Genomic DNA, 11,628 nt, shown 5'->3' with positions numbered 1-11,628 from the left:
GCCGGGCGTTCCCAGCGCATGGCCGCCGCCCAGGCACCCGCCGAGCACGACGGCCAGGACGGCGACGAGGCAAACGCTGATGGCCCGGGCGCGGCGCGATCGCATGGGGCCATCGTGGCAGCCGGCGAGGATTTTGACAAGTTACTTGTCAATCGTGCTGCGGGTGGCACACTCGTCCCATGCGACGCCCTCTGCATCCGGACTGGCAACCCACCGTTCCCGCGTTGGTGAACCTGGTGGCCGCGTCCGGGGCGCCACGGTTGCGGGCGGCGTTTGCCGCGGCGGGACTCGACGGGATCCGCCCGGCGCCAGCGGTCGCGCTCGTACCGTTGGCGGCCGGCGGGCTGCACGCGTCGGATCTGGCCGATCGACTCCAAGTGAGCCGGCAGGCTGTCGCCCAGGCGATCACCGGATTGGAGCGACATGGCTACGTCACCCGCGTTCCCAACCCGCTGGACGCGCGAACCCGAATCATCGAGCTGACGCCACGCGGCCGACAAGCGCTGCACGTAATGCGCTCTAGCGCAGTCGAATTGGAGCGACAGTGGGAGCAGGCCCTGGGACGGCAGCGATTGACCGAACTCCGCGAAACCTTGCAGATGTTGCTCGCGGCTCAGACCGGGGCGGCGGGCGAATAGCCGTCGCCGGAAATTCCCATGTCTTGATCTTCGCCGACGGCCTAGGCTCGACCCAAGACAGTGAACAGGAGGCGCCGTGCCCATCTTCATGGTCGAGCGCAACTTTGCCGAGGAACTCGAGCCCGGCCTCGAGGTCGCCGACGGTATCAACCGGATCAACGACCTGGAGGGCGTTCGCTGGATGTACTCGTTCCTGTCGGCGGACAAGCGCAAGACGTATTGCCTGTACGAGGCGCCGTCGCCGGAGGCCATCAGGTCCGCGGCCGCGCGGGCGGGCCTGCCCGCCGACTCCGTCGTCGAAGTGAAAGAGCGCCTGATGCCGGACGGGGCGCTGTCCGACATCTGAGGGCGCTAGCCGAGCAGCTCGTGGTCGGCCGCGTACATCGCCGCCTGCGTGCGGTTGGCGGCCCCCGTCTTGATCAGGATGTTGCGCACGTGGTTCGCGGCGGTGTTGGTGCTGATGAAGAGGCGCTCGCCGATCGCGCGATTGCTCAACCCCTCGGCGAGCAGCCGCAGCACCTCGACCTCCCGTTCGGTCAGGCCGTCCGGCCCCACCGGACCCGCGGCCAATACCGAATCGGCCAGGTCGACGACGCGGGTCTGCCCGATCGCAGCGGCGATTCCGCGCGCCTCGTCGGCCAGGCGCCGGGCATCCTCAGTGCGACCACACGACGCGGCGAACACCGCTTGCCGGGCCAGCGTCTCGCTGACATGCACCACCGAGCCCATCCGGCGGTCCATCTCGAGCGCGGCGGCGAAGTGCCGCTCGGCGGCGGCACCGTCCCCGCAGAGCGCCGCCATCCGGGCCAGATATCGGTCGGCACTCCCGAACAGCGCGACGAACTGGCCGGCCACCAAATTCTTTCCGGCATAACGCGAGACGAATGGGCGCAGCCCGTGGACCGCTTCGCGGTGGGAAAGCCCTAACGCCGCCTCGACCATGAACACCAGCTCCATCGGCCACTGCGCATCCTCGAGGCGGTCGCCGAGGTTGCGGTTGAGCAACTGATTGAGCGCACGGTTCATGCCGCGTTCGCACTGCAACTCGGTGTAGAGGGCAAGTAGCCCGGGCACCCAGCGGCCGGTGAACGTTTCACTGCCGTCGATGAAGCCACCGAACCTTTTCAAGTCGCCGGTCTCGCGGCGGATCATGAACATCTGGACGCCGTTCGAGCCCTCGGTGTCGTCGGAGCCGAACAAATCGCCTGTGCGCAAGGCGATGTCGGCCCATCGTTCGGCGCCGGTGAAGTCACCGCGCAGGTAGGCCAACGCTTGTTCGATGCACGCGCCGACAAAGCCGAAGGCGGGTTGACCGCAGCTTTGGGCCGCGCGCCGCATGTCGGCGGTCGCTGCGACCAGGCCGTCGGGCCGGCCGGCCAGGTAGCTGACCATGGCGTGGAAGTGCGACGCCGCACCCAACGACTCGTAGTCGCGGCGCGACAGCGCCATGCCCGATACCTCGGCGGCGCGCTCCGCCTGGATCTCGCTCATCTCCGGGGTCAGGCCTTGCCAGAGGCTCGTCTTCAACGTATGCAGCAGCACCGCCTCGTCGCCGACAACCCGCGCGCGCTCGATCGCGTCGGCGCCGACCTCGCGGGCCCGCTCCGCCTCGCCGGCGAAGGCCAGCGCGCGCCCGAAGCTGCCCAGCGCCTGCACATAGCGCGAATCATCGGCATGCAACCCGCACGATTCGAGCGCCGCCGCCAGCAGGTCGGCCGCCTTCGAAGTCGACTGCCCGGGACGCCAATTCGCTTCCTCGTAGCCGACGGCGGCCGCCAGCCGCATCAGCGGGTCGTCCATCGCGCCGATGCGTTCGTAGATGGTCCGCGCCCGCACGAAGAACCCGGCGCGCACGTGGTTGGCGGCCGCGTCGAGGTGCAGCCTGGCCCGCTCCGCGAGGGTGAGCTCGGGAAGCGAGGCGGCCCGCTCGAACCACTTGGCCGCATCCTCATAGGCCAGGCTGTGTTCGGCCATCCGCGCCGCCCGGCCCGCATACCGCAACGCCTGCTCGTGGTAGCCGAGCACGTGGGCCATCAGGAAGTGGTTGGCCAGACGGGGGACGAGCGAGGGGTCGGCACGTGCCTCGAGGGCCTCGGCGGCGCGCGCGTGCATGATCCGCAGCCGCGATGCCGCCATCCCGCCGAGCACCGACTCCCGGGTCAGCGCGTGCACGAACGCGAACTCGCCGTCGGAATCGGGCACCGCGCGCACCAGCCCGACGGCCTCGGCCGAATCGATCGCCGCCAACGTCGCCCCGACTTCCGTGTCGCAGGTCGAGATGAGCGCGGGCAGGTCGAACGTCTGGCCCAGCACCGCCGCCTGCTCGATGACCGCCCGCACCCCCGTCCCCAGTCCGGCGAGGCGGCGGGCGATGGCGTCCCCGATCGATCCGGGCACCGTCTGCTGGGTGCTCAATGTGGCCAGCCCGCCGCGGATTTCGAGGTCGTTGACCAGTTCGGTCAGGAAGAACGGATTGCCGCCGGTCCGCTCGCGCAGCAGGGCGGCTGCCGTGCGCACCGACGCCGGCGCAAGCTGCTGGGTTCGCGCGACGAACTCGGCGATCGCCTCGGTGTCCAGGCCCGCCAGGTCGAGGCGCCGCACCCCGTCGAACCGGTGCAGCTCGGCCAGGCGGGTGGCCAGGTCGTCGGACCGGTCGGGCTCGGTCGTGCGGAACGTGACGACCACCAACACACGCACATCGGCGCAGCCGATCAGCACGTGCTCGAGCAGCGCGAGGGTGGGGAGCTGCGCCCAGTGCAGGTCGTCGAGGATCAGCGCGACCGGGCGATCGACCGCCAGACGGCGCAGGAAGCCGGTCAGCGCATCGAAGAGGGCCTGCCGCGCCGGCCCGACATCCGGGGCCGGGGCGCCGTCGGGCAAATGCCGAACCACTTCCGGTGCGAGCCGTCGCAATTGAGGGCCCGCGTCGCTCAACGCTTCCGCCATCGAACCCGGCGGACCGGCGACCATCAGCCGGTCGAGCGCTTCGGCGAAGGGCGCGTACGGCAGGTCTTCGTCGGCCGTAGAACTTCCCACCAGCACCGTCACGCCGTGGTCGAACAGCGTTCCGGCCACCTCCGCGGCCAGGCGCGTCTTGCCGGCGCCGGGCTCGCCGCCGATGAACACCGCCTGGCGATTGCCCCGCTCGACCCGCTCCCAGGCCTGCTCGAACACCGCCAGTTCCGCGTCGCGACCCACGAGCGGGCCGCGGCGGCGAGCGATCAGTTCGGCCGGGAGCGGGGGCGGCACCCACTGCGCCATGCAAACAAGGTAGCCGCGTCGGTATTGGTCGGTCGATAGTCAGATGTGACTATCGTGGAATGCCCCGGAAATGCTCGGTTGTGGTCATGACGCGCGGCTCACCGACCTCGTAACGTCGCCGCATCAGGACCGGCGAGCAAACAAGGAGGTGTGGGCCATGAGCCTCACAACCGCAACCGACGAATTACGCACCCGGCTCGGCTCACAGGTGATCCTGCCCGGCGACCCGCGGTACGACGAGGCGCGGGCGGTCCACAACGGCATGATCGACAAGCGGCCCGCGGTGATCGCCCGCTGCGGTTCGCCCGCGGACATCGCGACCGCCCTGGAATTCGCGCGGGACCGCAACCTCGTTGTCGCCGTGCGCGGGGGCGGTCACAACGGCCCCGGCTTCGGCACCGTCGACGGCGGGCTGGTCATCGACCTGTCGCCGATGAACCGCATCGACGTCGACGCCGACCGCCGCACCGCCAAGGTCGAGGGCGGGGCGACGTGGGCGCAAGTGGACGGCGCGACGCACGCATACGGGATGGCGGCGCCGTCGGGCATCATCTCCTCCACCGGAGTCGGCGGCATGACCGTGGGCGGCGGCCACGGCTACCTGTCCCGCAAGTACGGGCTGACCATCGACAATCTGGTCGAGGCCGAGCTGGTGCTGGCCGACGGCCGCGTGGTGCGGGCATCCGAATCCGAGCATCCCGACCTGTTCTGGGCGCTGCGCGGCGGCGGCGGGAACTTCGGCGTGGTCACGTCATTCACGTTCCGGCTGCATCCCGTGCACACCGTGATCTGCGGTCCCACCGCGTGGCCCGCGTCGGCCACCGCCGATGTCCTCTCGTGGTACCGGGACTTCATGCCGGCGCAGGACGAGGATCTCTACGGATTCTTCGCGGCCATGACCGTCCCGCCGGTGGCGCCGTTCCCCGAGGCGTTCCACCTGCAGAAGGCGTGCGCCGTGGTCTGGTGCTACACCGGCGATCCCGCCGGCGCCGAGGAAGCGTTCGCGCCGGTCCGGCAGATGGAACCGGCCTTCGACGGGCTGGGCGCCGCTTCGTTCCCGGCGCTGCAGTCCACCTTCGACGGCCTGTATCCCAAGGGGCTGCAATGGTATTGGCGCGGAGACTTCTTCCGCACGGTGCCCGACGGCGCCGTCGCGGCCCATGCCCGCTTCGCCCAGGAGCTGCCGACCATGCATTCCACGATGCACCTGTACCCGATCGACGGCGCGGTCCATCGGGTGGGCCAATCCGAGACCGCGTGGGCGTACCGGGACGTCAACTTCTCGCAGGTCATCGCGGGCGTGGATCCGGACCCGGCGAATGCGGAGTTGTTGAAGCGCTGGGCCGTTGATTACTGGGACGCCACCCATCCGTACTCGGCCGGCGGCGCCTACGTGAACTTCCTGATGGACGAGGGCCAGGAGCGGGTGCGCGCCACCTACGGCCCGAACTACCAGCGGCTGACCGAGGTCAAGGCGCAATACGATCCCGGCAACGTGTTCCGCATCAACCAGAACATCCGGCCGGCGCGCTGAACTGTTGCGGCTACGGCGTTTTGAGGAAGACGTCGTTGAGTGTGACGGTGCGCAGGTTGCGCTCGCGGATGGTGTCGACGAGCTGCGGGTAGACGTGCGTCACGGGCAGATGATTGAGGTGCCCGATGACGATGGCCTGCGGCGTGAAGTACTGATCGGCCATCTGCACGATGTACTCCTCGGTGATCAACGTCGAATCCGACAGCGAACCCGACCATAACGTCGGCACGGTGTAGCCCAGGTCGGCGGCCACGGCGTCGACGACGGCATTGCGCTTCGCGTACGGCGGCCGCCAGTATGGCTTTGCGCCGATGCCGTACGTTTTCTTCAGGAATTCGTCGTTGCGGCTGAGCTGTTGGGCCACTTGCTCTTTGGGCAGCGTCGTGAGGTCCGGGTGTGACCACGTGTGGTTGCCGAGTTGGATCTGTCCGCTGTCGACCAGGGGCCGCAGCATCTCCTTGTTCTCGGTCCAGGAGTCGTAGGTGCCGTTGACGAAGTACGTCAGCCGCACGCCGGTGTCTTTGGCGAACTGGGTGTACGCCCGCACCACCTCGCTGTTGACCCCGTCGTCGACGGTCAGCGCGAGCAGGTCGCCCTCGCCGGGGATCTTCATCAGCGCGCCCCCGCCGGGCAGCGGGATGCGGGCGCTCAGCGGCGGCGGCGGCAACAGCGCCGTCGGGGCGGTCGGGCCCGAGGTCGCGGCGCCGGAAGCCGCCGGCGCCTGAGCGAACGTTCGCGGCTGCGGATCGACCACCAGTCGGGCCGCGCCGACGCCGGCGACGACCGACGCGGCGAGCGAACCGAGGAACTGGCGGCGATTCATCGCGGGCAGGCGAAGGCCCGGAGCAATCGTCGGACGGGGTGATCCGGACAGGGCCCGGTGTTGGCTGCGCCGCTGCGCGCTTGGAGCCGACCCCCGGAGGGGCCGCCCGTCGTACACAAAATCGCCAGCCATCAGCAGCGAACCGTACCACTACCAGGAACAATATGTCGGATGCGTTACGGGAGGGTCAGCTGTGAATTTCGCGATCAGTGTGATTCCGTGCCGCCGCGTTGGGGCAGCTGGACTGGCTCGGCGGCGGGTGTCCCCAGCGTCGAGGCCAGCCAGGGCAGCGCCGCCTCAAACGCCCCGGCGGCAAACGGCCAGTCATGCTTGCCCGGCTGACTGACCACGGCGCAGGTGATGCCGTTGGCGCTGGCCGCTGCGCACAACGCGTTGGCGGCGGCGTCCTGGCCCTCCGGATTGGCGGCGGGGTCGGTGCTGGGAGCGCTCCCGGTGGGGTTGGCCTCCTCGGCGACGTTGCGCGGCTCCGACGATCCCGGAACGTCGAACCAGCCCGACAAGCCGGTGTAGCGACCATGCCGCGCGATCACCGTGAGCGGGTCGAATGCCGCCCAGGCGGCGCGGTCGCCGCCGAACAGTTTGGCGATCGTCTGATCCTTGGGGCCGACGTTCGGGCTGCGGTCACCGGCGATGTCCACGAACGCGCTGAACAGCTCGGGATGCATGACGGCCAGGTCGACCGCGCAGGTGCCGCCCATCGACCATCCGGCGACGCCCCAGTTGGCCCGGTCGGCGCTGACGCCGAAGTTCGACACCATGAACGGCACGATGTCCTTGGAGAGGTGATCGGCGGCGTTGCCCCGGCTGCCGTTGACGCACTCGGTGTCGTTGTCGAACGAACCGGTGGGATCAACGAACACCAGCACCGGCGAGAAGCCGCGATGGGCGGCGGCGAAGTTGTCGATGGCGGTGAACGCGCCGCCAGGGCCGAGCCAGTCTGCCGGGGTGTTGAACGCCGAGCTGATCATCATGACCGCCGGCAATCGAGGCGGCGGATTGCTGTTGAACCATGCCGGCGGCAGATAAACCAGTTCCCGGCGGTGGCGAAAGTGCGAGGCGTTGTCGTCGATGTCCACCGGCACCACCACGCCCTTGGTCGGCCTGGTACCGGCGACCTGCATCTCGGTGACCCGCAGCCGGTCGATCTGGTCGGGCAACGGCACCGAGGTGAGCTGGTTCCAGGCGGCAAGCGCCGTCGGGAAGTAGCCCACCCAGCCGTTCAACGCCAGCGCCGCGCACAAGGCGCACAGCGGTATGGAGAGCACCGCTACCCCGCGACGCCACCAGCGGGCGCCCCGCCAGCCCACCAGGAAGACCGCGGCGGCCAGGCCGCTCAGCGCGATCCACAGCCACAGCGTCGTCGGCGCCGGGTCCCCGGCCACGCCGAGCGACGTGATGTACCAATACGCGAGCGCGGTCACCGCGACGGCCGCGATCAGGGCCACGGGCAGCACCCGCTTCAGCCAGCGCGGCGCACGCCACTGGATCGCGATGATCAACACCAGCAGCGTCAGCCCCTGCACGGCAGGCGGAAACCAGCCGTGCAGCAGGGACAGTCGTCCGAAGAATTGGTCCAACGGTCGTTGCCTTTGCTGAGTCGATCGCTGCGTGGGCGGACCCGTGGTCTTTTCGAACGCGGGGGGTCGCAACAACTATCCCACACCGGTCCCACCCGCCCGCCTGCCAGCGTGGCGTGTGGGCGCGGTGATCTAGGCGGCCGTGACGCTGCTGAACGAGCGCAGCCGCAGGCTGTTGGCGACCACGAAAACGCTGGAAAAGGCCATCGCGGCGCCCGCCAGCATCGGGTTGAGCATGCCGAGTGCGGCGAGCGGGATCGCGGCGATGTTGTAGCCGAAGGCCCAGAACAGGTTGGCCTTGATGGTGCTCAGCGTGCGCCGGGACAGCCGGATCGCATCGACCGCGGCGCATAGGTCACCGCGCGTGACGGTGAGGTCGGCGGCTTCGATCGCGACGTCGGTGCCGGTGCCCATTGCCACCCCGAGGTCGGCGGTGGCCAGAGCCGCGGCGTCGTTGACGCCGTCGCCGACCATCGCGACGACCTTGCCTTCGCACTGCAGCCGCCGGATGGCGGCGACCTTGTCGGCCGGCAGCGTCTCGGAGACGACCTGCGTGATGCCGACCTGGTCGGCGATCCGATCGGCGACCGTCGCGTTGTCGCCGGTCAGCAGGATGGGCGTCAGGCCCAGCCGCTTGAACTGCCGGACCGCTGCGGCGCTGGTCGGTTTGACGGTGTCGGCGACCACCAGCACCCCGCGGGCGCGGCCGTCCCAGCCGACGGCGACCGCGGTTTTGCCCGCACTCTCGGCGCGGGCCTTGCCCGCCGACAGCGCGCCGTCCAGCGGCTGGCCCCAGTCGGCCAGCAGGCTCGCCCGCCCGATGACGACGGTGCGGCCGTCGACGTCTCCTCGCACGCCGCTGCCTTCGAGGCTGGCGAAGCGCTCGGCGGGGGGCAGGGCACCGAGCTCGGCTTTCGCGGCGTGGGCGATGGCTCGAGCGATGGGATGTTCGGACGCATCCTCGAGCGCACCGGCGTAGCGCAGCAGCGTTTGGCGGTCGGTCCCCGGCCCAGTGATCACGTCGACGAGAGTCATCTTGCCGGTGGTAACGGTGCCGGTTTTGTCGAGCACGATCGTGTCGACCCTGCGGGTGGACTCCAGGACTTGGGGCCCCCTGATCAGCACTCCGAGCTGAGCCGCGCGGCCGGTGCCGACCAGTAGTGCGGTCGGGGTCGCCAGGCCCAGCGCGCACGGGCAGGCGATGATCAGCACCGCGACGGCCGCGGTCAGTCCCGCGATGAGTGGGAAGCCCAGCGCGACCCACGCACCGAGCGTCGCCAGGGCGATGCCGATCACCACGGGGACGAACACGCCGGAGATGCGGTCGGCGAGCCGCTGCACCTCGGCCTTGCCCGATTGGGCCTCCTCGACCAGCTTGGCCATGTGCGCGAGCTGCGTGTCGTCGCCTACCCGGGTGGCGCGGACGACGAGGCGCCCGCCGGCGTTGACCGTGGCCCCGGTGACGGGGTCGCCCTCGCCGACCTCGACGGGGACGGATTCGCCGGTGAGCATCGAGGCGTCCACGGCCGACGAACCCGAGACCACGATGCCGTCGGTGGCGATCTTCTCCCCGGGCCGGACCACGAAGTCGTCCCCGACGGCGAGGCGGTCCACGGGGACGCGGGTTTCGGCGCCGTCCCGAAGCACCGCGACCTCCTTGGCGCCGAGCTCCAGCAGGGCGCGCAGCGCGGCGCCCGCCGTCCGCTTCGAGCGCCTCTCGAAGTACCGTCCGGCCAGCACGAACAGGGTCACCCCCGCGGCGACCTCGAGGTAGATGTTGCCGGCGCCGTCGGAGGGGCGGACGGTCAACTCGAAGCCGTCGCGCATCCCCGGTTCGCCGGCCGTCCCGAAGAACAGCGCATACAGCGACCACAGGAACGCCGCCAGCGTGCCGATCGAGACGAGCGTGTCCATGGTCGCGGTGCCGCGTTTGAGGTTCGTCCAGGCGGCGGCGTGAAACGGCCGGCCGCCCCACACGACGACCGGTGCGGCCAGGACCAGCGATGCCCACTGCCAATAGCGGAACTGCAACGCGGGCACCATCGCCATGGCGATCACCGGGCCGGCGAGGACGGCCGTGGTGATCAGCCGGGTGCGCAGAGCGCTCAGCTCCGGCCCGTCGGCCTGCGCGGTTGCTTCCCGTCGGGGCGGCAGCGCCGCCGTGTAACCGGCCTGTTCGACGGCCGCGATCAGCAACCGCGGGTCGTATCCCGAGGGGATCGTAAGCGCGGCCTTTTCAGTGGCGTAGTTGACGGTGGCGACCACGCCGTCGAGCCGGTTGAGCTTCTTCTCGATCCGGGCGGCGCAGGACGCGCACGTCATCCCCGCGATCTTCAGCTCGATTTGGCTCACCGGCGCAGCGCTCATGCCACCAGCACGGCCTCGTAGCCGGCCTCGTCCACCGCGCCGAGGACCGCGGCCGCGTCGACGGGAACAGAACTCGTGACCAGCAGCCTGCCCGTGTCGGCACTGACGTCCACGCGCTCAACACCGGGGAGGCGGCCGACCTCATCCTTGACGGCGGCCTCGCAGTGGCCACAGCTCATCCCGTCGACCCGGTATTCGCTCGTGGTCATGTCATTCCCTTCCTGATACCCCGGCGGGGTATGCCAATTGTCAACGTCCGCGTCCCCGCGAGGTATTCCCACACCGAGCCGTTGGCGCAACCGGGCGCCGGCGGGGAAACCTCGGAGGCAACGGGGCACCACCATTCTGCCTGGTGGAAGCCGCCAAGACCGCGGCCGGGATCGGCCACGACCGGCTCAGACGTAGCCCACGCCGATATCGACCGAAAGCTGGGTCGCCGTGACCAACCGGGACTGGTCGGAAACAAGCCAAGCGACGGCGTCGGCGATGTCCTCCGGCTGGGCGATCCCCTCGGGCAACAGCGGCTTGTGCAGGCCCCGCAAGTGCGGGTAGCTGTCGGCGGCGGCTTGCAGCGCTTCGCGCATGCGGCCGGTCCCCATCGGTGTCGAGACCGCTCCGGGGTTGAGGCTGTTGACGCGGATGTTGTGCCGGCCGAGCTCGGCGGCGAATGCGCGAGCCATCCCGACGACCGCGTGCTTACTCGCGGTGTAGTGGATCATGAACGACTGCATGTTGATGCCGGCGGCCGATCCGATGAGGATGATCGACCCACCGCGGCCGCCGTCGATGATGTGCTGAGCGCCGGCCATCACCGTGTTCCAGGTCCCGGTCACGTTGGTTTCGATGGTGTCGCGGAACGCTTCTGCGGTGATCTGATCCCACGGAGCTGGACTGCAGATTCCGGCGTTGGCAACGATGATGTCGAGACGGCCCAGTTCGGCCACCGCCGCATCGACGGCACCCTTGAGTGCCTCGAGGTCACGGATGTCGACGGCCGCGGTGATGACCCGTTTGTCGTTGGCGCTCACCAGCCGTGCCGTCTCGGCCAGATCCTCGGGTGTCGGCGAGTCATACGGAACGCTGGGCGGCAGCGGCCCGGCGATGTCGACCCCGATGATGTCGGCGCCCTCGGCGGCCAGGCGCACGGCGTGTGCCCGGCCCTGCCCCCGCGCCGCGCCGGTGATCAGGGCCACCTTTCCCGAAATGGATTGACTCATTGCTACTTTCGGCTCCTCTCGACGCGGGCTTCTCGCCGCGGCCACCCGCGGTGGGAATTCTGCTGTTCTGAGTTCGACTCGGCGAGCGTAGCGTCGAGTCGAAGCTGCCGGACAGCCGAAAGGAAAGATCATGACCGTCACCGTTGTCGACGCGGGCCCGCGGCAGGTAAGCCGGTCGGTCGAAGTGGCC

At 69.7% G+C, this 11,628-nt stretch carries 9 protein-coding genes; 3 read left to right on the top strand and 6 right to left on the bottom strand.

Translation table 11 applies throughout. The annotated features are described in order from the left end of the window. The first annotated feature begins 179 nt into the window (after nucleotides 1-179). The gene (locus A5709_RS26240) at nucleotides 180-638 is read left to right on the top strand and encodes a MarR family winged helix-turn-helix transcriptional regulator (RefSeq protein ID WP_067945740.1); all 459 of its coding nucleotides are present in this window, start codon (nucleotides 180-182) and stop codon (nucleotides 636-638) included. A 76-nt stretch (nucleotides 639-714) separates the two neighbouring features. After that, nucleotides 715-984, top strand: coding sequence for a DUF4242 domain-containing protein (locus tag A5709_RS26235; RefSeq protein WP_067209967.1), 270 nt, complete (start codon nucleotides 715-717; stop codon nucleotides 982-984). 5 nt (nucleotides 985-989) lie between these two features. Here A5709_RS26235 and A5709_RS29170 read toward each other — a convergent pair whose 3' ends face one another. After that, nucleotides 990-3,899: a helix-turn-helix transcriptional regulator gene (locus tag A5709_RS29170; protein WP_068123612.1), complete on the bottom strand. Its 2,910-nt coding sequence runs from the start codon at nucleotides 3,897-3,899 to the stop codon at nucleotides 990-992. A 157-nt stretch (nucleotides 3,900-4,056) separates the two neighbouring features. Here A5709_RS29170 and A5709_RS26225 point away from each other — a divergent pair, with 157 nt between their 5' ends. Further along, nucleotides 4,057-5,433 carry an FAD-binding oxidoreductase gene (locus A5709_RS26225; RefSeq protein WP_068123615.1) on the top strand — a complete coding sequence of 459 codons (1,377 nt, stop codon included), beginning with the start codon at nucleotides 4,057-4,059 and terminating at the stop codon, nucleotides 5,431-5,433. 10 nt (nucleotides 5,434-5,443) lie between these two features. Here the strand turns inward: A5709_RS26225 and A5709_RS26220 are convergent, their stop codons facing one another. The 5 genes from A5709_RS26220 to A5709_RS26200 form a co-directional block, all read right to left on the bottom strand. Beyond that, entirely contained in the window at nucleotides 5,444-6,256 is an 813-nt protein-coding gene (locus A5709_RS26220; protein ID WP_067945746.1) for a polysaccharide deacetylase family protein, read from the bottom strand. Nucleotides 6,257-6,462: 206 nt separating this feature from the next. Beyond that, the gene (locus A5709_RS26215; RefSeq protein WP_067945749.1) at nucleotides 6,463-7,854 is read right to left on the bottom strand and encodes an alpha/beta hydrolase family protein; all 1,392 of its coding nucleotides are present in this window, start codon (nucleotides 7,852-7,854) and stop codon (nucleotides 6,463-6,465) included. Between the two features lie 132 nt (nucleotides 7,855-7,986). Beyond that, complete coding sequence (locus tag A5709_RS26210) at nucleotides 7,987-10,221, bottom strand: cation-translocating P-type ATPase (RefSeq protein ID WP_068123611.1); 2,235 nt, start codon at nucleotides 10,219-10,221, stop codon at nucleotides 7,987-7,989. After that, nucleotides 10,218-10,430 carry a heavy-metal-associated domain-containing protein gene (locus A5709_RS26205; RefSeq protein ID WP_067945753.1) on the bottom strand — a complete coding sequence of 71 codons (213 nt, stop codon included), beginning with the start codon at nucleotides 10,428-10,430 and terminating at the stop codon, nucleotides 10,218-10,220. The genes A5709_RS26210 and A5709_RS26205 overlap by 4 nt, the downstream gene beginning before the upstream one ends. A gap of 186 nt (nucleotides 10,431-10,616) precedes the next feature. Then, a complete protein-coding gene (locus tag A5709_RS26200) occupies nucleotides 10,617-11,438 on the bottom strand; it encodes a mycofactocin-coupled SDR family oxidoreductase (protein WP_068123608.1) in 822 nt (273 codons plus the stop codon). Nucleotides 11,439-11,628 lie beyond the last annotated feature (190 nt).

Source organism: Mycobacterium sp. E1386 (assembly GCF_001672745.1).
Lineage (GTDB): Bacteria > Actinomycetota > Actinomycetes > Mycobacteriales > Mycobacteriaceae > Mycobacterium.
Note: the sequence above shows the minus strand (reverse complement) of the source record. Positions and strands in the feature narration are given on the sequence as shown.